Raw genomic sequence first — 21503 nt, forward strand, 5'->3', positions numbered from 1 at the left:
CTATGCGACCTGGTGGATCCGGCAGGCGATCACCCGTTCGATCGCGGATCAGGCACGTACGATCCGTATCCCGGTCCACATGATCGAGACAATCAACAAGCTGGTCCGCACCAGCCGCCAGTTCCTACACGAGCAAGGCCGCGAGCCGACGCCGGAGGAAATGGCCGAGCGCCTGTCCATGCCGCTCGAAAAGGTGCGCAAGGTGATGAAGATCGCCAAGGAGCCGATCTCCCTCGAAACGCCGATCGGCGACGAGGAGGATTCACATCTGGGCGACTTCATCGAGGACAAGAATGCGATCATTCCGGTCGATGCCGCTATCCAGGCGAACCTCAAGGAAACGGTCACTCGCGTCCTTGCCAGCCTGACTCCGCGTGAGGAACGCGTATTGCGGATGCGCTTTGGCATCGGCATGAACACCGACCATACGCTGGAGGAAGTGGGCCAGCAGTTCAGCGTGACCCGCGAGCGCATCCGTCAGATCGAGGCGAAGGCGCTGCGCAAGCTCAAGCACCCTTCGCGCAGTCGCAAGATGCGCAGCTTCCTCGACCAATAATCGGACATCGGTAAACCCGCGTTAACCACCTCTGACGGAAAAGAGCGGCTTACAGCGCCGCTCTTTTTTCGTATGTAAACCCGACGTTTACTCCAATGCGCTATTGCCTAGCCTCACCCATCCCGCGTCGGCGGGACAGCCTGGAAGGTTCGGCATGAGCGAAGCGGCACCGCGATATCAGTTCGGCGATATCGCGCGCATATTGGAGGCGCTGGTCGCGTCGGATGGTACGGCGTCCCATCCCTATGCCAATCGCGCGAGCACCGGCGTGGCGCGTCATGCGCTCGTCTCCATCGCGGACTTGGCCGACGCCGCCTATTATCTCTGCCTGCTCCATGGCCGCCATCCGGGCGTTGTCGATCATGCTGCTACCCGTTCGGCAGACAACGCCGCCCGCCAGTGGCTGGTCGAAGCGGCGAACGGCTTTTCGAGGGAGCGTTCCTACCTGACGCAGGTCACCGTCGCGGCCGGTCCTGCACCCAGCACGGCGGGCCAGGCGGATTGCGAAACTGTGGTGAGCCAACAGCGCCACGCGCTCGACATGCTGGCCCAATCCGACCGGCGCGGCTGCGCCATGGGCGCGGCGATGGCGCTGGTGCTGGACTGGCGGGCCGTTCGCCATGTGCTCGACATGGTCGCCATCCGTGTCGGGATCGAACCGCAGACTTGCGTGCTGCCCGATCGCGCGGCGACGCTGGACGTGGCGCGCGCCATCGGTGGAGACGACAGCATCGACCGCGCCATTCAGTTCGGCGCGCGGCAATTGCTGAACCAGCACCGGGGTCTTTGGGACCTGCTTTCCGCGCGGGCGGACGTGCGTGCGCGGCAGGGCTGACATCCGTTTAACGATTGCGCCATTCCAACGCTTTGCCTAGTCCCATCGCACGCAGCAACGGAAGGCAGGGACTTATGCGCTTTGAAGGCACGCAGGATTATGTCGCCACCGACGACCTCAAGGTGGCGGTCAACGCCGCCGTGCTGCTGCGCCGCCCGCTGCTGGTGAAAGGGGAACCGGGCACGGGCAAGACGGTGCTGGCGCAAGAGATCGCCCAGGCGCTGGACGCGCCGCTGATCGAATGGAACGTCAAGTCGACGACCAAGGCGCATCAGGGTCTTTATGAATATGACGCGGTGGCGCGCCTGCGCGACGGCCAACTCGGCGACGCGCGCGTGCATGACATCGCCAACTATATTCGCAAGGGCAAGCTGTGGGAAGCGTTCACCTCCCCCCGCCTCCCCGTCCTCCTCATCGATGAGATCGACAAGGCCGATATCGAGTTTCCCAACGATCTGCTTCAGGAACTCGATCGCATGGCGTTCCATGTCTACGAGACCGGCGAGACGATCGCGGCGGCGGAGCGCCCGGTGGTGGTCATCACGTCAAACAATGAAAAGGAATTGCCCGACGCATTCCTGCGCCGCTGCTTCTTTCACTATATCAAGTTCCCGGAGCGCGAGACGATGGAAAAGATCGTCGACGTGCACTTCCCCGGCATCCAGAAGATCCTGGTGTCTCGGGCGATGGACATCTTTTACGACATTCGGGACGTTCCTGGCCTCAAGAAAAAGCCGAGCACATCCGAACTGCTCGACTGGCTGAAGCTTTTGCTGAACGAGGACATGCCGCTCGACGTGCTTCAGAACAGCGATCCCACCAAGGCGATCCCGCCGCTCCACGGCGCGCTGCTCAAAAATGAGCAGGATATTATGATGTTCGAGCGCCTTGCGTTCATGGCGCGACGACAGGGCCGCTGACGCATGACGCAGACGCAGACTCACGAAGGTGGATGCCTGTGCGGGGCAGTGCGGTTCGCGATAGAGGCAGCGCCGATGGGCGCGCGCCGCTGCTGGTGCCGCCTTTGCCAGTATCTGAGCGGGGGCGGCGGGACGGTCAACGTCATCTTTCCCAATGAAGCGATGCGCGTTACCGGCGAGGTTCGCTGGCACGACAGTGTCGCCGACAGCGGCAACGCGATGCAGCGAGGCTTTTGCCCCGACTGCGGGACGCCGCTGCTCAGCCGGGCGGAGGCGCGACCGCACCTTGCGATCGTGCGGGCGGGCGCGCTCGATAATCCGTCGCTGCTGGGGCCGCAAATGGACATATGGACGCAGGCCGCGCCGCGATGGGCGACGCTGGACCCGGCCATCCCCCATTATCCGACGCAAAATCCGTCATAGTCAAATAGCGGCTTGCGCCAGCAGAGATAGGCTGTAGCCTCTTCACATCGTCAAGACCGCACTGAGACGGTCCGGATATGGAGAGGGTTGCCGATGCGAATACCCGCCCGAATTGCCTCCGTTGCGCTACTCGCCGCTGGCCTCTGCGTTGCGGCAATCCCCGCCCATGCCGCCGGCGATGCCGAAGCATGGACGACGACGACCAGTGCGCTGCGTGCACCGGCGGCCGGTATCGCGCTGCCCCAGACCATCGGTCATCTGTCGCTCGCCAAGAGCGGGGAAGCGTCGAACGGCGGGCGCGCGATCGACAATTACGCCCAATATGTGTCGGAGGACGGCGCGATCCAGGCGACGCTTTACGTTTATATGCCGACCTATGCCGACGCGGCGCTGGCCGCCTATATGACGGACAAGGCGATCATGGCACGGTTCGGCGCCAAGACCCACCGCACTGCCTATGCCAGCGCACCGGTAAGCGGAAGGTCGGGTCGCGCGATTCGCGCCGTTTACGAAGACGCGGCTGACGGCGCGCTGACAACTGCCGCCGGGTTCGCTCATGCAGGGCGCTGGATCGTCAAGCTGCGCGTGACGGGACCGACTGAGCGGCGGGACGAGGTTGTGGCGGGGCTGGACGCGATGCTGGCAAATCTGGCGGTGGACGATCCGGCGACGCTCCATCCGACCACGCCGCTTCGCTTTGCCGACTGCCCGGCAACAGACACGGATGAGGCGCGCCTGACCCCAGCCCCGGCGCGGCAGATGGCCACGCCACGTGAGGTCGGCATTCCGCGCGACGGTCAGGACAGCCTGTGCGTGCGCGGCACGATCGAAACGGCGGACGGCAGCTTCGACCTGCTGCAACAGGCAGGACGCGCCGACGGCCCGATCATCGTGCCGACCGACGACAGCGGCACCCTGCTCGCGTTCGATCCGGCACCGGATGGCAGGGGATATAAACTCTCCATCCACATGGTGGGCCAGACGGACCTTTACGGCACTTACGACCGGGTGCCCAATGCCGCGCAACTCGTCGCCATCATCGACGGCAAGGACCCGCAAACCGCGCAGGCGGCCGCCGTGGCTGCCTATGCCGCCAACGGCGACGTGACGATACGCGCGGGGGGCAGATAGGGGTCGCGCGCCCGGGATGCGAGAGGTCATCTGCCGCTTGCATCCCCGTTCGGGTTGATCGACAAGGGGCCATGCTTCTCGACTTCCTCGACGCGCTGCGTGCCGCGGGCATTCCTGCCGGTATCAAAGAACATCTGCTTCTGCTCGAAGCGCTCGAAAAGGATGTGATCGAACGGCGGCCCGAGGACTTCTATTATCTCGCGCGCGCGACCTATGTGAAGGACGAAGGGCTTTTCGACCGGTTCGACCAGATATTCGCCAAGGTCTTTCGCGGCGTGCTGGACGGACAAGGTGTCGAGGCGGAGATACCGGAGGAATGGCTTCGCCTCGTCGCGGAGAAATATCTGACGTCTGAGGAGATGGAAAAGATCAAGTCGCTGGGCGACTGGGACGAGATCATGGACACGCTGAAGAAGCGGCTTGAGGAACAGCAGGGGCGGCATCAGGGCGGCAACAAATGGATCGGCACGGGCGGCACCTCGCCCTTCGGCCATGGCGGCTACAATCCCGAAGGCATTCGCATCGGCGGCCAGTCACGCCATAAACGCGCGATCAAGGTATGGGAAAAGCGCGAATTCGCCAATCTGGACAACAGCCGGGAACTGGGCACCCGCAACATCAAGGTAGCGTTGCGCCGGTTGCGCCGCTTTGCCAGGGAAGGCGCTGCGGACGAACTAGACCTCGACGAAACGATCCGGGGCACGGCGCGGCAGGGCTGGCTCGACATCCGGATGCGCCCCGAACGGCACAATGCGGTCAAGCTGCTGCTGTTCCTCGACGTGGGCGGCTCCATGGATCCGTTCGTCAAGCTGATGGAGGAACTGTTTTCCGCTGCCACCGGCGAATTCAAGAACATGGAGTTCTTCTATTTCCACAATTGCCTTTACGAAGGCGTTTGGAAGGACAACCGGCGCCGCTTTTCGGAACGCACCCCGACCTGGGACATCCTCCACAAATATGGTCACGATTATAAGGTGATCTTCGTGGGCGACGCGGCAATGAGCCCTTATGAAATCAGCCATCCCGGCGGATCGGTGGAACATATGAACGAGGAAGCGGGCGCGGTCTGGCTCCAGCGCGTCACCCGCACCTACCCTGCCGCCGTCTGGCTCAATCCCGCACCGCAGGCGCATTGGGGATATAGCCAGTCCACCAAGATCATCGGTGAGTTGATGAACGACCGCATGTATCCGCTGACGATCGAAGGCATCGACGCCGCCATGCGGGAACTGACGCGCAAGCGCTGACGGCTGAAGCGGCGCACGACGCGCGAAAGCGACTTGCCGCCGCCTGTGAAGCACACGATGCCAAATAGGAAGATCACTGCCAGCTGACGGCCCTGACGACTTTGGCTGGCACGAAATTCGCCGCCGACGACATGACCGATTTGTAATCCGCGCCTCCCTTGACCTTGCAGGGCGGCGCGCGCATGTCGGCAAAGGAACGGGCGCAGGCCCGATCCGATTTTCCGCAACTCCCGAGAGGGGACCATGTCCAGTAGCGACCATAGTCGAACGACCGTCCCGATGGGAGCGCAGGCGAGCCGCTGACGGCATCACCTTGCAGGCGACCATCGGCACGGTCGTTCCCGAGAGGTGATTTATGAATGCAGCCATCCGTTTCCTGACGTCGCCGCTCCGCCGCGCGCCGGCATCCCGCGACCTCTACGAGGTGTTCGATAGCGGCCTCAGCTTTGGCGACAAGCTTGCCGACCGCGTCGCCGCTGTCGGCGGATCGTGGAGCTTAATCATCGGCTTCGGCGTTTTTCTTGCCGCATGGGCCGTGCTCAACACGGTGATTCTGGCGCGGCACGCCTTCGATCCGTTCCCCTACATCTTCCTCAATCTCATGCTGTCCATGCTGGCGGCGCTTCAGGCGCCGGTCATCATGATGAGCCAGAACCGGCAGGCGGCAAAGGACCGTCTGGAGGCGCGACTGGACTATGAGACGAACGTTCGGTCGGAATCGGAAATCGCTCTGCTGCACGAGAAGATGGACCGCCTGCTCGAACAACTGGACGCCGCCGGAAACAAAGCCTGAGAATCAAGGGCGGAACAGCACGCCGCCTGTCATGGGTTCGGGCACGCCTGTAGTACCGGGAAAGCTGATCGGCAGGCCCCGCAGGCTGCGCACCGCCATATAGGCAAAGCCTTGCGCCTCCAGCGCGTCGCCGTCCCAGCCGAGGCCGTCGACCGGTACCACCGCCGCGCCTGTCCGCGCGGCGAGCATCGCCATCAGCGTGGCATTGTGCCGCCCGCCGCCCGCGACATGGATCGTGGCGGGATGCCGGGGCAGGTGGTGGATCGCGCGCGCGACGCTGGCGGCGGTCAAGGCAGTCAGCGTAGCGGCGCCGTCCTCCACCGAAAGGCCGCTCACCGCTTGGGTGTTGAACTGTTCGCGGTCGATGCTCTTGGGCGGCGGTGCATCGAACCAGGGGTCGGCCATCAGCATGGCAAGCCGTCCTTCATCCACCGTGCCACGCGCGGCGCATGCACCGCCTTCGTCGAACGCACCCGCGCCATGCGTCTGCATCCAATTGTCGATGAGGCCGCTCGCCATGCCGGTATCGAAGGCAATCAGCGTCCCGTCGACGCCGATGAAGGTGACGTTGGCGACGCCGCCCAGATTGAGCACCGCCGTCGGCCTTTCGAGAGGATCGGCCAGCGCGCGGTGATAGACCGGCAGGAGCGGCGCGCCCTGCCCGCCTGCCGCCACGTCCGCGCTGCGCAGGTCGCCGACCACCGCAATGCCGAAGGCCCCCGCCAAAGCCGCGCCGTCGCCGATCTGCCACGTCCAGCGTCTGTCGGGCCGATGCGCGACAGTATGTCCGTGGAAACCGATGACATCGACGTCTTCGGCGATATGGCCGCTGCGGCCCAGCAGGTCCGCCACCGCGCGCACATGCCGTTCCGTGAGTTCCGCCTCGACCGAAGCGATCAGGGGTTCGAAACCGGGGCGCTCCATCGCCATCGCCCGCACACATGCTTCGGCAAGACGCAGCCGGAATCCGTCATCATAGGGCATGGCGTGAAAGGCGAGCGGGGTCACCGCTCCTTCCCCATCCGTATCGATCAGCGCGGCGTCGATCCCGTCGCGCGACGTGCCGGACATCAGGCCGATTGCCAACATGGACATCAAAACTCCGCCTCTTTTACACTCCCCCCCGCAATGCTACAGGCCCGCGCCATGAGCAACCATCAGTCCGACCTTCTCCGCCTGCTCGACGAGCGGGGTTATATCCACCAGTTGACCGACGCGGCGGGCCTCGATGCCCTGGCGATGCGCCAGGTGGTGCCGGGCTATATCGGCTTCGACCCGACAGCGCCGTCGCTGCATGTCGGGAGCCTGGTGCAGATCATGATGCTGCGGCGAATGCAGCAGGCCGGGCACAAGCCCATCGTCCTGATGGGTGGCGGCACCGGGAAGATCGGCGATCCTTCGCTGCGCGACGAAGCGCGCTCGCTGTTGACGGTCGACCGGATCGCCGAGAATGTGAACAGCATCAAGCGGGTGTTCGAACGCTTTCTGACCTTCGGTGACGGTCCCACAGACGCGATCATGGTCGACAATGCGGATTGGCTCGACGCGCTCGAATATATTCCCTTCCTGCGTGACATCGGCCAGCATTTCTCGGTCAACCGGATGCTGAGCTTCGATTCGGTCAAGTTGCGGCTCGACCGCGAACAATCGCTGAGCTTCCTTGAATTCAATTACATGATCCTTCAGGCCTACGACTTTCTGGAATTGTCGCGGCGGGCCGGGTGCCGCCTGCAAATGGGCGGGTCGGACCAGTGGGGCAATATCGTCAACGGCATCGAATTGTCGCGCCGCGTCGACGGTACGCAGGTCTATGGCCTGACCTCCCCCCTCATCACGACGGCGGACGGGGGCAAGATGGGGAAGACCGCCAAGGGCGCGGTGTGGCTCAATGCCGACGCACTTTCTCCCTATGACTACTGGCAATTCTGGCGGAATACGCAGGATGCCGATGTGGGTCGCTTCATGCGCCTCTTCACCGACTTGCCTCTGGAAGAGATCGCGCGGCTCGAGTCCCTGCAAGGCGCGGATATCAACGAGGCGAAGAAAATTCTCGCCCATGCCGCCACGGCCATGGCCCATGGCGAAGATGCCGCCGCCGCTGCCGCCGAGACCGCGCGGCGGACGTTCGAGGAAGGCGCATCTGACGCCAACCTGCCGACCGTCAGCCTGGACGGCGAAGCGCTGACTGTCGTTCAAGCCACGACCGGTCTCGGTTTCGCCACATCCAACAAGGAAGTGCGCCGTAAGCTGTCCGAGGGCGCGATCCGGGTGAATGGCGAAGTCGTTACGGACCCGGCTATCACGTTGAAAGCCGGGGACAAGATCAGCTTCGGCGCGAAACGGCACGGCCTCGTTATCGCTTGATCGTAAAGTCGCGCCCACTTGGGGGCATTAACCCTGTTCGCTAGGGCTTTGTGCATTTTTGCACGCCTAGCGTCAGGGACATGTCTTCATCTGTCTTTGCCCATCTGGACCATGTCCTGCGCTCGCGCGATCCTTCCGTCGATCAGCGGCGGGTGCGGCGCGATCTTGTCGATATGGCGAGCCATGTCACCGCGCGGGGGCACACGCATGACGTTCAGATCATCAACATCTCGGCGCTTGGCCTCATGTGCCGGACGCAAGCCGAATTAGCCAAGGGCGAGCGGGTCAGCCTATGGCTGCCCGTAGTCAACGATTATGAAGCGGAGGTGCGCTGGACCGAGGAAGGGCGGGTCGGCGTCGAATTCATAGAGCCGATTGCACAGAGGCTCTATGACACCGTGCTGGGCCTCATTCCGCCGCGTCGGACCGTCTGGTAAATCCCTCCGCCGCTTCGATCTGCTGGCGGCGGCGCACCAGCGCATCGGGCATGGCGGTACGCAGGAAATCCAGCATCGCCTCGCGCACTTCGCAGCGCAGGTCGAACGCAATGCCCGCGTTGCGCGCCGATAGCAGACCGCGCAGTTCCAGCGCGTCTGCGCGATGGTCGGTGACTTGCAAAATGGCGACACGCCCGTCCCAGCGCGCGTTCGCCTTGACCGTCGCGACGAAATGATCGCGAATGCGCTGCACGTCCGCAGCCGGATCGACATAAAGAAATACTGTCCCCAGAAGGTCTGAAGTGCTGGTCGTCCAGTTCTGAAAAGGCTTTTCGAGAAAATAGGATACCGGGACAACCATACGACGGTCGTCCCATATGCGTACGATCACATAGGTCAGCTTGATCTCTTCGATCCGCCCCCACTCGCCTTCGATAATGACGACATCGTCCAGTCGGATCGGCTCCGAAAACGCCATCTGGATACCGGCTATCAAGTTCTTGAGTGCAGGCTGGGCTGCGGCACCCACGGCCAGCGCGGCAAGGCCGGCCGATGCCATCAGCGACACGCCGATGGTGCGAACGCCAGGAATGGCGATCAACATCATCGCAATAACCAGGAACCCGACGATGCATTGAACGATCCGGTAAAGGATACCGAACTTCGTGCGCTTGCGCCGGGCTTTTAGATTATCCTCGACACTGATGTCGGCACTTCTTTCGAACACGGTCTTGGCCGCGCCCATGGCGCGCAGGATCAGCCAGCCGAGCAGCAGCGCAAAAATCATGCGCGATCCGATTGCCCACATTTCCGCAGCCGTATGCCCAAGAGCGATCGATTTGACCCCCGCGCTCAACGCCAGCAGCACGACGAGCCATCGCGTCGGCTGGAAAATGGCGGGCAGAAGCGTCGGCTCCCAATGGGAATGGCGCACGAGGCGAAGGGTAACCCAGTAGAGCACCCAATGGACAAGGAAGGCAACGGCTACCGAAGTCAGGATTGAGATGACAGCGGTCACCGAGATGGGAAGGTTGCTAAAGTCCGGCATGCGAAGGCCAACGCAACGACCGCCCGGATTGTTTCGCAGGTGCGAAACGGCCCGACCCTAACCGCCGCGCAACAAGCCCACCGCCGCGTCCTTTTCAAACAGGTAGAGGCAGATGCGCGCCGCCTGCCCCCGCTCGCTGTCGAGACCGCCGTCCCGTTCGATCAACAGATGCGCGTCGTCGCGTGCCGCGTCGACCAGAGCCGCCATATGTTCGGGCGTTGCCAGCTTCATCGCCGCTTCGCCCGACTGGCGCGTGCCCAGCATTTCGCCCGCGCCGCGCAGCTTCAGATCCTCCTCCGCTATGCGGAAGCCATCATTGCTTTCGCGCATCAACGCCAGCCGCGCGCGCGACGTTTCGCCCAACGCGTTGCCGCGCAGCAGGATGCAGACGGACGGCTTGTCCCCACGTCCCACGCGACCGCGCAGCTGATGCAGTTGCGCAAGGCCGAACCGATCCGCGCCCTCGATGATGATGAGGCTGGAATTGGGCACGTCCACCCCGACCTCTATCACCGTGGTCGCGACCAGTACTTGCGTCCGGTTGGCGGCGAAGGCCGCCATCGCCGCGTCCTTTTCCGGCCCCTTCATCCGTCCATGGACCAGACCGACCGCATTGCCGAACCGCAGCTTCAGCGATTCGGCACGCGCTTCGGCTGCCGCCTGGTCGCTGGTTTCGCTCTCCTCGACCAGCGGACATACCCAATAAGCCTGCCCCCCGCCCTCGACATGGCGAGCGAGCGCCTCCACCACTTCCTCCAGCCGCGACGCCGACATGACCAGCGTCTGGATCGGCTGACGGCCCGGCGGCATCTCGTCCAGGCGGGACACGTCCATTTCGCCGTAATAAGTCAGCGTCAGCGTGCGCGGGATCGGCGTCGCCGTCATCACCAGCAGATGCGGCGCGCGTTCCGCCTTGTTGGCCAACATCATCCGCTGCGCCACGCCGAAGCGATGCTGCTCGTCGATCACCGCCAGCCCCAGGCGCTTATACCGCACCGCTTCCTGAAAGATCGCATGAGTGCCCACGAGGATGTCGATGCTGCCGTCGGCAAGACCCATCAGCGTCGCTTCGCGCACCTTGCCCTTTTCGCGCCCGGTAAGGATCGCGATCTCGACCGGCAGGCCCGCCGCCATCTTTCGCAGCGTGTCGAAATGCTGACGCGCCAGAATTTCGGTCGGGGCCAGCATCGCGCCCTGCATCCCGGCTTCGACCGCGTTCAGCAGCGCCATCAGTGCGACCAGCGTCTTGCCTGAACCCACATCGCCCTGAAGCAGCCGCAGCATCGGGGTGGCTTGCGCCATGTCGCCTTCGATCTCGCCCATGGCGCGCCGCTGCGCCCCGGTCGGGGCGAAAGGCAGCTTCAGCATCGCGCGCAGCCGCCCGTCCCCCTCGATCGGCACGCCGCGCCTGCGCCGCGAAGATTGGCGCACGAGCATCAACGCGAGCTGTCCGGCGAAAATCTCGTCATAGGCCAAGCGTTCGCGGGCCTTCGCGTCGGCGGGATCGACGTGGACCCGCGCCAGCGCATCGCGCCAGCGCGCCCACCCTTTCCCTGCGAGCAGGCTCGGTTCGATCCATTCGGGAAGGTCGGGCGCGCGGCCCAGCGCCTGCGCAGCAAGATCGCGCATCCGATTGTTGGTCAGCCCCTCAGACAGGCCGTAGATCGCCTCACGCGACGGAACGCTGTCGGCCTCCTCGGGCGGGAGGACGTGGTCGGGATGCACGATCTGGAGATTGTCGCCATAAGCCTCCAGCTTGCCCGACACGAATTTGGGTTCGTTCAGGGGCAAGAGCTTGCGCGGCCAGCCGCTGTTCTTCCCGAAATAGACCAGCGACACGCCATGGCCCTGTCCGTCCAGCGCCTGCACCCGGAACGGCGCGCGCGCGCTTCCCCCCGCGCGATACTCGACCGGCGTCAGCATCGTCCCGATCACCCGTCCCGCATCCGCCATGTCGAGCGAATCGGTCAGTTTCCGGTCGACCCAGCTCACCGGAAGATGGAAGGCGAGATCGACCGCACGCGCTAGCCCCAGCCGCTCCAACGGGCGGGCCAGCGCCGGGCCTACCCCCTTGAACAGGGAAATTTCGGCAAAGAGCGGATTGAGAATATCGGGTCGCATGTCTATCTGAGCCGCTCTAGAGCATTTTAGGGACGGCCGGAACGGTTGCCGCCCCGGAAAATGCACCGACAGAACCATCAGCCGGGACGGCCTTCCAACGCCCGATCGGCTGGATCGCCTATGCCCGCTAAAGGAACAAATTGTGAACGACAATCCCCAGATGCGCCGCATCCAGTTCCGGGCGTGGCATCGCGGCACGCGGGAGGCGGACTACACCGTCGGCGGGTTCTTCGACCGTTATCATGACACCTGGAATGCCGACGACATCGCGTGGTTCGAACGCTTCATGGAGGAGCAGGACGCCGACATCATGGGATGGGCCCTGGGCACCATCCCCGTGCCGGAGGAATGGAAAGGACCGATGATGGACCGCTTCCTGAAACTCGACTTCGTAAAGATCGTTTGACGCCACATCGATGACCCACCTCCAGAAAATCCTCAAGGCGGCAAAGCCGCTGACCCTCTCCGGCGTTCCGGCGGGATTCCAGCCATGGCTGCTGGCCGATCTCGCTCGGGCGGCGGGCGGCGGAGCGTCGTCGGGGCGGACGGTATTCATCGCGGCCGACGAACAGCAGGCCCGCGCCATCGCCGATACCGCGCCCGCCTTCGCGCCCGAACTGGAGGTGGTCGAAATCCCGGCCTGGGATTGCCTGCCCTACGATCGCGCCAGCCCGTCGCTGCGCGCAGCGTCCGCCCGCCTTGCGGGGCTGTATGCGCTTCAGGCAAAGCCCAGCGGTCCGCAGCTCGTCGTCACGACGCTGGCCGCGATGACGCAGCGCACGTTGACGCCCTTCCGCGTCCGCCAGCTGGTCGCGAAGCTCGCGCCAAAGGAGCGGATCGCGATCCAGCGATTGGCCGATATGCTCCAGGCAAACGGCTATGTCCGTACCGACACCGTGCACGACCGTGGCGAGTTCGCCATTCGCGGCGGCATCGTCGACCTGTTTCCCGGCGGCGAAGAACAGCCGCTTCGCCTCGATTTCTTCGGCGATGAGATCGAAACCGTCCGCCGCTTCGATCCTGCCGACCAGCGCACGACCGGCAGCGTCGATGGCTTTACCCTGCTGCCCGCGTCCGAAGCGCTGCTGGACGAGGACACGATCAAGCGCTTCCGCAGCCGCTATCGCGAAACGTTCGGCGCGACGGCGACCGGCGATCCGCTCTACCAGGCGGTCAGCGATGGGCGACGGCTCGCAGGGATGGAACATTGGCTCCCGTTGTTCGAGGAGAAGCTGGTCCCGCTGACCGATCATCTTGGCGATGCTGTCATCGTGCGCGACCATGGCGTGGCGGGCGCGGCGGACAATCGTTTCGAGGCGATCCGCGACTATCATGCCAACCGGGTGCAGGCAAAGCCGTCCGACCCCGGCTCCTACCGTCCGCTGAAGCCTGCGACGCTCTATCTCGACGCTGCGGAATGGGATGCGGCGGTGAACGCTCTGCCGATGCATGCCACTACGCCTTTCCACGAACCGGAAAGCGCGAACGTGCTGGATTTCGAAGTGGACAGCCCGCGCGACTTCACGCCCGAACGCGCGCAGAACACGAACGTCTACGAAGCGGTCGGCAAGCATATCGACAGCCTGCGCCGCGCGAAAAAGAAAGTGGTGATCGCCAGCTATTCGGTCGGCGCACGGGAACGACTGTCGGGCCTGCTTGCCGATCATGGCGTTTCCCGTCTCGCGATGGCGGACGACTGGCAGGAGGCGCTCGGCCTTGCCGCTGACGGGCGCGTCACGCTGATCGTGCTTTCCCTCGACCATGGCTTCTCCGCGCCGGATGTCGCCGTTCTCACCGAACAGGACATGCTGGGCGACCGGCTGGTGCGCCGCGCAAAGCGCAAGAAAAGCGCCGATGCGTTTCTTCAGGAACTCGCGACGCTGACGCCCGGCGACCTCGTCGTCCACCGCGATCATGGCATCGGGCGCTATGACGGGCTGACGCAGATTCCGGTCAGCAAAGCGGCGCACGATTGCGTCGCGCTGGAATATGCGGGCGGCGACAAGCTCTATGTGCCGGTCGAAAATCTCGAAGTCCTTTCCCGCTACGGATCGGAGACCGATGGCGTAAGCCTCGACAAGCTGGGCGGCGAAGCGTGGCAGCGGCGCAAGGCGAAGATGAAGGAGCGCATCCGCGAGATCGCGGGCGAACTTCTCAAGACCGCCGCTGCCCGCGCGCTGCGACCCGCCACCGTCGCGGAACCCGACACGGCGGGCTATCCCGCCTTTGTCGACCGCTTCCCCTATCAGGAAACGGACGATCAGGATCGCGCCATCGGCGACGTGATCGACGATCTGGGCGCAGGAAAACCGATGGATCGTCTTGTCTGCGGCGACGTGGGCTTCGGCAAGACGGAGGTTGCGCTGCGTGCAGCGTTCGTCGCGGCGATGGCCGGGATGCAGGTCGTGGTCATCTGCCCCACGACCCTGCTCGCCCGGCAGCACCATATGAACTTCGTGGATCGCTTTCGCGGTTTCCCGATCGAGATCGGTCGCCTGTCCCGCCTCGTCCCCGACAAGGAGGCCAAGGCGACGAAGGCGGGTCTGGCCGACGGCAGCATCGACATCGTGGTCGGCACCCATGCGCTGCTGGCGAAGGGGATCGAATTCAAGCGGCTCGGCCTCGTCATCGTCGACGAGGAGCAGCGCTTCGGGGTCACCCACAAGGAACGGCTGAAGTCCCTCAAGACAGACGTTCACGTCCTGACGCTCACTGCAACGCCGATCCCGCGCACGCTCCAAATGGCGATGTCGGGGCTGCGCGAACTGTCGGTAATCCAGACGCCGCCGGTCGATCGTCTGGCCGTGCGCACTTATGTGATGCCCTGGGACGGTGTCGTCATCCGCGAGGCGCTGCTGCGCGAACATTATCGCGGCGGCCAAAGCTTCTTCGTTGTGCCGCGCATCGCCGACCTGACCGAAGTCGAGGAGTTCCTGCGCACCGAGGTCCCGGAGGTAAAGCCCATCGTCGCCCACGGCCAGATGAGCGCAACCGAAGTGGAAGAGCGCATGTCCGCCTTCTACGACAAAAGATATGACGTGCTGCTTTCCACCACAATCGTGGAAAGCGGCCTCGACATTCCGAGCGCCAATACGCTCATCATCCACCGCGCCGACCGCTTCGGCCTTGCCCAGCTGTATCAGTTGCGCGGGCGCGTCGGTCGGTCGAAGACGCGCGCCTACGCCTACATGACGACGCCTGCGACCCGCATCATTACCGAAACGGCGGAAAAGCGGCTGAAAGTCTTGTCCGATCTCGACACGTTGGGTGCGGGGTTCCAGCTCGCCAGCCACGACCTCGACATTCGCGGCGCGGGCAATCTGGTCGGGGACGAACAGTCTGGACATATCAAGGAAGTCGGCTTCGAACTCTACCAGTCGATGCTGGAGGACGCGATCCTGAATGCCAAGGCGGGCGGCATCGCCGCCGAGCGGCGCAGCGACGACTTTTCGCCCCAGATCACCGTCGACGCGCCCATCCTCATTCCAGAGGACTATGTGCCCGACCTCGACCTGCGGATGGGACTGTATCGCCGCATCAACGAACTGGAGGACAGACAGGGCCTCGAATCCTTCGCCGCCGAACTGATCGACCGGTTCGGCAAGCTGCCGCTGCCGACGCAGAACCTGCTCAAGATCATCGAGATCAAGCAGAATTGCGTCGCCGCCAACATCGCGAAGATCGATGTCGGGGCCAAGGGGGCGCTCGTCAGCTTCTTCGAGGATCGCTTCCCCCGGCCCGAGGGGCTGGTCGCCTATGTCCAGCGTCTCGACGGCGTCGCGCGCCTGCGGCCCGACAGCAAGATCGTCGTCAACCGCGCATGGAGCGATCCTCAAGCCCGGCTCAACGGTGCGCTGCAATTGTCGAAGGGGCTGGCGAAAGCGGCGGCATGACGCGGCCCTTCCCAGCGTACGCGGACGCCTTTCCTCATGGTGCAGCAAGACGCCTTTCCTCATGGTGCAGCAAAGGGCCAGCAACAGGCAATTCCTACATCGGCGATGCGACCGGACAACAAAACCCGGCGCTTAGCAGGAGAAACTTCATGAGCCTCATCCTCATCGTTCTCGCAGCCGGTGCCAGCCATAGCGTCGCGCTGGAGCATCACGGCCAGCAATTGGGCGCGACCTACACGGCACGCGCAGATACGCAGGCGCGCACGGTCGGTGCCAAGGCAGGTACGCGCATGGATAGTCAGCGATGCCTGTGGACCGCGAACATCGTCGTCGATCGCACGCTCGATCACGGCCCGGCGCACAGCCGCACCCTGCCCACCGACATGCGCTTTTCCGGCAGCGAGCCCGGCGCATGTCATCCGGCCCGCGCGCCCGGCGAAGCCGTGGTCGCCCGCAACAGCGACAAGATCCAAGCCAGCCTCGTCGCTCTGGCGCAGGCGGACCGCGCGCCCTTGCTAGCGGAACTCGATTCTGCCCGTGCCCTTGCGGTCAACTGACTGCCCCCGTCCCGCGGCATGGCTGGGAGCGATGCTGCTCGCCAGCCATGCCATGTCGGCAAGTGCGCAATATGCCGGGGGGATAGGCGTCACTGCAGAAGCGATGAGCGATGACCGCCGCCGGGGCCTGAGCTGGAGCGATGGCGATCCAGCGCTGCGGGTCGGCGTGGCCGTTCCGGTAACCGATGGCCTCACCCTGGACGGAGCGGCGACGGCCCTTTGGGGGAGTCCGCGCCACGGCGAAGCCGATGCCGTATTGGACATAGGCCCGACATTTGCGCGGCAGTTGGGCAGCTGGCGTTTGGGCGTGGAGGGACGCTATCACATCTTCCCCGGAGCATCGGATCAGGGCTATGGCGAGGTCGGCGCGAATGCGGGCTTCACCATCGGACCGGCCAATATCGATCTGTCCGCGCGTTACGCCCCCCGCCAGTCGACCATCGGCGGCGACAATCTTTACGTTTCGGCAGGCGCGTCTGCGGCCATTCCCGGCACCGCCTTCACGCTTTCCGGCCATGTCGGTCGCTCGACAGGCGACACGCGCGATCCTGAGCGGGCGGCGCGGCTTCGCCCCGGCGGGAATTATTGGGATCACGATCTTGGCATCGACTGGTATCGCGGGCGCTGGTCCGCCGGGCTGCGCTACGCCGATACCGACATCGAGGCACCCGACGTCGTTCATGCGGGCGCCACACTTATCGGCAGGATCGGCGTCACCTTCTAAGGGCGCACCGGGAAGTTCTGTCTTTTCCGAACCGCTTCCGCTACGAAGCGCGAAAGCAGGGAGGCGCATCATGCCGGTCGAACTTACTATCATCGCCTGGAGCATGATCCTGCTCCTCGTACACATCTTTGCCGCCGGGCATTTCAAGACGAAGCAATATGGCCCCAAATGGAACATGGGCGCACGGGACGAGGAGCTTCCGCCTCTGAACCCCGTGGCCGGGCGACTGGTGCGGGCGCAGGCCAATTTCCTGGAAACTCTGCCCATCGCCATCGTCGCGCTGATCGGCGTCGTCGTGGCGGGTCGCGCCAGCGGATGGACCGCGACCGGCGGCTGGATCTGGCTCGGCGCGCGGGTGGTTTACCTGCCGCTCTATGGGGCGGGCGTCCCGGTGGTGCGGACTATCGTTTTCCTGGCCAGCCTCGTCGGCCTGCTCATCGCCCTGTGGCCCCTGCTCGCTTTGTAACCTAACGTTCGGCAAGGACGAGGTTTATGAGGTCGGCGGAGGGGACCCCCGCCGACCGCAGGAAGCCCTGGAAGAAATCGCATCCCTCGCGGCTCAGAAGCGCGAGTTGCTGTTCGGTTTCCACGCCCTCCGCGATGACCCGCAGACCGAGCGACTTCGCCATGTGGATGACACCGCGCACGATAATCCGGTCGCGCGCCGTTCCGGTAATGTCCTGTGCCAGGCCGCTATCGATCTTGAGATAGTCGAGCGGCAGGCTTTTGAGGTAGGCGAGGCTGGAATAGCCGGTCCCGAAATCGTCGATGGCGACTGCAAGCCCTTCTGCCCGCAATGCCGTCAGCAGCGCGCTTGCCGACGCCACATCCTCGATCAGGCCGCTTTCCGTGATTTCGACGGTCAGGCGTGACCGGGGAAACCCGCTCGCGTCGACAAGGCCGAGCAGCGCCTTCGTGAACCCGGGCTGCGCAATATCCGCAGCGGTGAGGTTGATCGAAAGCCGCAGGTCGCAAAGCGCGCGCGGCCATGCCGCCGCCTGCCGCAGCGCTTCCGCCTGGATATGCGCGGACAGGGGCAGCATATAGTCGGATCGCTCCGCCGTGGCGAAGAGGATGCCCGCACTCAGGGGGCCGTAATGCGGGTGGTTCCACCGCGCCAGCGCTTCTACGCCGATGATCTTTTCGGCATCGACCGGATATTGCGGCTGGAACACGATGCCGATCTCTCCCCGGTCGAGCGCGAGCCGCAGGTCGGTTTCCAGCCGGTCCCCGTCGACTTGTCGGCTCTGCCGTTCGGCGGACAGGATGCGGATGCCCTCGCCGCCCGCCTGCCGCGCGTCGGCCAGCGCCGTGCCCGCGCGGCGCAGCAGCTTGGTGGCATCGTCCTCGATACGCGACTGCGCGATGCCGCAGCGGGTGGTCAGGCGGATGAGATGATCGCCCGCGCTGAAAGGCCGCCCGATCGACCCGATCAACTGGCGCGCAAGGAAGGTTGCGCGGTCGCTGCCTGCCGCTTCGCCGATGAGGCCGACCAAAAACTCCGTTCCCGCGATCCGCGCCACCATCGAGCCGGGCGCGACATCGTCCACCATCCGCTCGACCCGCCGTGCGATGCGCCCGAGCAAAGCGTCGCCCACGACCTGGCCGTAAGCGGCGTTCATCCGGTCGAACTGGCTGATCGACAACAGCAGGACCGTCGTCGCGAGACCCCGGCGGCGGTCGAGCCAGTCGAGCGCCGCGTGACGCGAATGCAGACCCGTCAGGTAATCCCGGCTGGCCGCATCGCCCTCCGCGCCCTCCGACAGCCATTCGACATCCGCCGCCACGCCGCCGTCCACCAGCCGCAGATGATGGACGAGGCGCAGACCCGGCTTGTCAGGCAGCGCATGGGCCAGCGGCCCCGGGCGCCCCGCCCGCCGCATCGTACGCAGCGACGCCAGCACGCCCCGCCGCTCGTTGCGCGGCAGTTGGCGCAGCAGCGTCGCCGGCTCCATCCGGGCTTCAGGAAGACCCAGTTGCCGCACCAGATTGTCACTGAGCGTCAGGAGGCCTGTTTTGCGGCTCCATTCCCAATAGAGCGCGTCGCCCCGCCGGATGCGCTGGGCGCGGCGGCTGTCCTGCACTCCGCCGCCGATCCGCTCCACCAGCCGATGCGCCGACGCCAGCGCGCCACGCAGGGCTGCGTCGCTCGGCGGGCCGACAAGATAATGGGTCGCGCCCGCGGCCATGATCGCGGGCACATGCACTTCGTCCGCCCCATCCAGCAACACCAATAGTGCGCCGCCACCCGCTTCCATTGCCGGTACCAGCGGCGCGAGCAGTTCCGCCGCGCTGCCGCCGTTCCGCAGATCGACCAGCGCCACCTGCGCTTCGCTGCGGAGATAGCGTTGCGGCGCATCCTTGGCCCGGCGCGCACTGATCGGCCGCCAACCGGCGCGCTGCGCGACCTCACTCAACCCGTCGCGGTCGCCCGGCGACAGGATGAACAGGCTGCGCTGCCCATCGGCGCTCTGATCCCCAATCACTTTATTCTGTCCCCGGCACCACGCTTTGCAACGCCTTATACATATCAGGGGTTACCGACCTCTTGCCGCCACCGCAACGTCTCGCGCGCATTCGGGCCTTCGCCGCTTGCGCCGGACAGGTCCATATCCTAGCTATAGCGCATGGCCCCGGCTCACCCCTCGCCCACAACGATGACCGACGGCTTGGGCCGGCAGATCAGCTATCTGCGCATTTCGGTCACCGACCGCTGCGATCTGCGATGCCGATACTGCATGGCAGAAAAGATGCAGTTCCTCCCGCGAAACCAAGTGCTGAGCCTGGAGGAAATTGCTTTGCTCGCCGACATGTTCGTCGCGCGCGGCATCCGGCGCATCCGTCTGACCGGTGGAGAACCACTGGTGCGTCGCGACATCGGCGATCTGGTGCGACGGATCGGGCGGCATCTGAGCAGTGGACTCGAAGAACTGACGCTCACGACCAACGGCACTCGTCTGGCTGATCATGCGGCCCTGCTTGCCGACGCTGGCGTGCGGCGCATTAACGTCAGCCTGGACACGCGCGACCCCGACCGCTTTGCGGAAATCACCCGAGGCGGCCGTATCGCGCAGGTGTTCGAAGGCCTTGAAGCCGCGCGCACCGCAGGGCTGGCGGTAAAAATCAACATGGTCGCGCTGAAAGGAGTGAACGAGGACGAGATTCTGTCCATGCTGCGCTGGTGCGATACGCAGGGATTCGACCTGACGCTGATCGAAACCATGCCTCTGGGCGAGACCGGCGAAGACCGGACGGACCATTATCTGCCGCTGACGCGGGTCGTAGACATGATCGACGCGCATCACCCGCTGACCGCCGTTGCGGATCGAACCGGCGGTCCTGCGCGCTATCACGCAGCGCAGGGGCTGAACGCGCGGCTCGGCCTCATCACGCCGCTCACCCGGAATTTCTGCGCCGACTGCAACCGCATCCGCATGACGTGCGAAGGCAAGATTTTCATGTGTCTGGGTCATGAGGATCATGTCGATTTCAAGGCCGCGCTGCGGTCCGGCGGCATAGAGGCGGTGGAGCCGCTGGTCGACCGCGCGCTACGCCTGAAACCCGCCGCCCACGATTTCCGCATCGGGGCCGATCTGGCCCCCGCCACCCGCCGCCACATGAGCGTGACGGGCGGATGATCTTGGAAGTCAGGCGAGCGCTTCTCGCCTCCCCGACCCCGGCGGCCAGGGCAGCCGAAGACCGGCTGCGCTCAACATATGATTTCGTTCCGCTGGATGAGGCGGACATGGTTATCGCGCTGGGCGGCGACGGCTTCATGCTTCAGGCGCTGCATTCTATGCTGGAGAGGCGTCGCATCCTGCCGGTCTTCGGAATGAACCTCGGCACCGTGGGCTTCCTCATGAACGAGTGGCGGCTGGAGCGGCTGGAACAGCGGCTTCAGAACGCAAAGAGCTTCAAGGTGAATCCGTTGCGGATGACGGTAGACACGGTCGATGGCGAGCGGTTTTCCATTCCTGCCATCAACGAAGTGTCTCTGCTGCGCGAAACGCGCCAGACGGCCAAGCTTGAGGTCGAGGTGAACGGGCGTGCGGTCCTTCCCGAACTGGTGTGCGACGGCGTTCTGGTCGCGACCCCGGCCGGGTCGACCGCCTACAACCTGTCGGCCCACGGCCCGATCCTGCCGCTGGGCTGCGGCCTTGTCGCTCTCACCCCGATCAGCCCGTTCCGCCCCCGGCGCTGGCGCGGCGCGATCCTTCCAGAAACGACGTCCATTCGCTTCACCGTGCTCGACCCGGTAAAGCGCCCCGTCAGTGCGGTGGCTGACCAACGCGAGGTGCGCGACATTGCGAAAGTAGAGGTCGGCATCGACCGCGCGACGCCGCTGACGCTGCTGTTCGACCCCGAACATACGCTGGACGACCGGATAGCGGCTGAACAATTCATCGCGTAATTTTCTTGTCATTTGCCGCTTGCCATCGCCGGGAAGGCGCTGC

At 64.6% G+C, this 21503-nt stretch carries 20 protein-coding genes; 16 read left to right on the top strand and 4 right to left on the bottom strand.

Features of this window, described 5'->3' with window-relative positions; genetic code table 11:
* The 7 genes from DI606_RS11020 to DI606_RS11050 form a co-directional block, all read left to right on the top strand.
* Nucleotides 1-556: sigma-70 family RNA polymerase sigma factor (locus DI606_RS11020; protein WP_293982729.1), on the top strand; the 556-nt coding region annotated here is incomplete at its 5' end.
* Between the two features lie 154 nt (nt 557-710).
* Nucleotides 711-1391, top strand: a complete 681-nt coding sequence (locus DI606_RS11025; protein WP_293982731.1) for a hypothetical protein — start codon at nt 711-713, stop codon at nt 1389-1391.
* Between the two features lie 74 nt (nt 1392-1465).
* Entirely contained in the window at nt 1466-2311 is an 846-nt protein-coding gene (locus DI606_RS11030; RefSeq protein WP_293982734.1) for a MoxR family ATPase, read from the top strand.
* Between the two features lie 3 nt (nt 2312-2314).
* A complete protein-coding gene (locus DI606_RS11035) occupies nt 2315-2734 on the top strand; it encodes a GFA family protein (RefSeq protein WP_293982737.1) in 420 nt (139 codons plus the stop codon).
* A 93-nt stretch (nt 2735-2827) separates the two neighbouring features.
* Entirely contained in the window at nt 2828-3865 is a 1038-nt protein-coding gene (locus tag DI606_RS11040; RefSeq protein WP_293982740.1) for a hypothetical protein, read from the top strand.
* A gap of 71 nt (nt 3866-3936) precedes the next feature.
* The gene (locus DI606_RS11045) at nt 3937-5112 is read left to right on the top strand and encodes a VWA domain-containing protein (RefSeq protein WP_293982743.1); all 1176 of its coding nucleotides are present in this window, start codon (nt 3937-3939) and stop codon (nt 5110-5112) included.
* Nucleotides 5113-5467: 355 nt separating this feature from the next.
* The gene (locus DI606_RS11050) at nt 5468-5905 is read left to right on the top strand and encodes a DUF1003 domain-containing protein (protein WP_293982746.1); all 438 of its coding nucleotides are present in this window, start codon (nt 5468-5470) and stop codon (nt 5903-5905) included.
* 3 nt (nt 5906-5908) lie between these two features.
* Here DI606_RS11050 and DI606_RS11055 read toward each other — a convergent pair whose 3' ends face one another.
* Nucleotides 5909-6994, bottom strand: a complete 1086-nt coding sequence (locus DI606_RS11055) for an anhydro-N-acetylmuramic acid kinase (RefSeq protein WP_293982807.1) — start codon at nt 6992-6994, stop codon at nt 5909-5911.
* 57 nt (nt 6995-7051) lie between these two features.
* Between DI606_RS11055 and tyrS the strand changes: the two genes are divergently transcribed.
* Together tyrS and DI606_RS11065 are read left to right on the top strand one after the other, a co-directional pair.
* Entirely contained in the window at nt 7052-8269 is a 1218-nt protein-coding gene (gene tyrS, locus DI606_RS11060) for a tyrosine--tRNA ligase (protein ID WP_293982748.1), read from the top strand.
* Nucleotides 8270-8349: 80 nt separating this feature from the next.
* On the top strand, nt 8350-8706 hold the full coding sequence (locus DI606_RS11065; protein ID WP_293982750.1) for a PilZ domain-containing protein: 357 nt from the start codon (nt 8350-8352) through the stop codon (nt 8704-8706).
* On the opposite strand, the gene DI606_RS11070 is transcribed toward DI606_RS11065, so the two are convergent.
* Both DI606_RS11070 and recG read right to left on the bottom strand, forming a co-directional pair.
* Entirely contained in the window at nt 8678-9754 is a 1077-nt protein-coding gene (locus DI606_RS11070) for a mechanosensitive ion channel domain-containing protein (RefSeq protein WP_293982751.1), read from the bottom strand. The genes DI606_RS11065 and DI606_RS11070 overlap by 29 nt on opposite strands.
* A gap of 57 nt (nt 9755-9811) precedes the next feature.
* Nucleotides 9812-11875, bottom strand: coding sequence for an ATP-dependent DNA helicase RecG (gene recG, locus DI606_RS11075; RefSeq protein ID WP_293982753.1), 2064 nt, complete (start codon nt 11873-11875; stop codon nt 9812-9814).
* A gap of 142 nt (nt 11876-12017) precedes the next feature.
* Between recG and DI606_RS11080 the strand changes: the two genes are divergently transcribed.
* The 5 genes from DI606_RS11080 (at nt 12018) to DI606_RS11100 (ending at nt 17515) form a co-directional block, all read left to right on the top strand.
* Nucleotides 12018-12281 (top strand): succinate dehydrogenase assembly factor 2, encoded by a 264-nt coding sequence (locus tag DI606_RS11080; protein ID WP_293982756.1) that lies wholly within the window; start codon nt 12018-12020, stop codon nt 12279-12281.
* Nucleotides 12282-12291: 10 nt separating this feature from the next.
* Nucleotides 12292-15768, top strand: a complete 3477-nt coding sequence (gene mfd / locus DI606_RS11085; protein ID WP_293982758.1) for a transcription-repair coupling factor — start codon at nt 12292-12294, stop codon at nt 15766-15768.
* A gap of 149 nt (nt 15769-15917) precedes the next feature.
* Nucleotides 15918-16325, top strand: a complete 408-nt coding sequence (locus DI606_RS11090; protein WP_293982760.1) for a hypothetical protein — start codon at nt 15918-15920, stop codon at nt 16323-16325.
* A gap of 31 nt (nt 16326-16356) precedes the next feature.
* Nucleotides 16357-17049 carry a TorF family putative porin gene (locus DI606_RS11095; RefSeq protein ID WP_293982762.1) on the top strand — a complete coding sequence of 231 codons (693 nt, stop codon included), beginning with the start codon at nt 16357-16359 and terminating at the stop codon, nt 17047-17049.
* Nucleotides 17050-17119: 70 nt separating this feature from the next.
* Entirely contained in the window at nt 17120-17515 is a 396-nt protein-coding gene (locus tag DI606_RS11100; RefSeq protein WP_293982764.1) for an MAPEG family protein, read from the top strand.
* Nucleotide 17516: 1 nt separating this feature from the next.
* On the opposite strand, the gene DI606_RS11105 is transcribed toward DI606_RS11100, so the two are convergent.
* Nucleotides 17517-19535 carry a bifunctional diguanylate cyclase/phosphodiesterase gene (locus DI606_RS11105; protein ID WP_293982766.1) on the bottom strand — a complete coding sequence of 673 codons (2019 nt, stop codon included), beginning with the start codon at nt 19533-19535 and terminating at the stop codon, nt 17517-17519.
* Nucleotides 19536-19676: 141 nt separating this feature from the next.
* On the opposite strand from DI606_RS11105, the gene moaA reads away from it, so the two are divergent.
* Together moaA and DI606_RS11115 are read left to right on the top strand one after the other, a co-directional pair.
* Entirely contained in the window at nt 19677-20687 is a 1011-nt protein-coding gene (moaA, locus tag DI606_RS11110; protein ID WP_293982769.1) for a GTP 3',8-cyclase MoaA, read from the top strand.
* On the top strand, nt 20684-21460 hold the full coding sequence (locus tag DI606_RS11115) for an NAD kinase (RefSeq protein WP_293982771.1): 777 nt from the start codon (nt 20684-20686) through the stop codon (nt 21458-21460). The genes moaA and DI606_RS11115 overlap by 4 nt, the downstream gene beginning before the upstream one ends.
* Nucleotides 21461-21503 lie beyond the last annotated feature (43 nt).

The sequence above is a fragment of the Sphingobium sp. genome, from assembly GCF_003248505.1.
Taxonomy (GTDB): domain Bacteria; phylum Pseudomonadota; class Alphaproteobacteria; order Sphingomonadales; family Sphingomonadaceae; genus Sphingobium.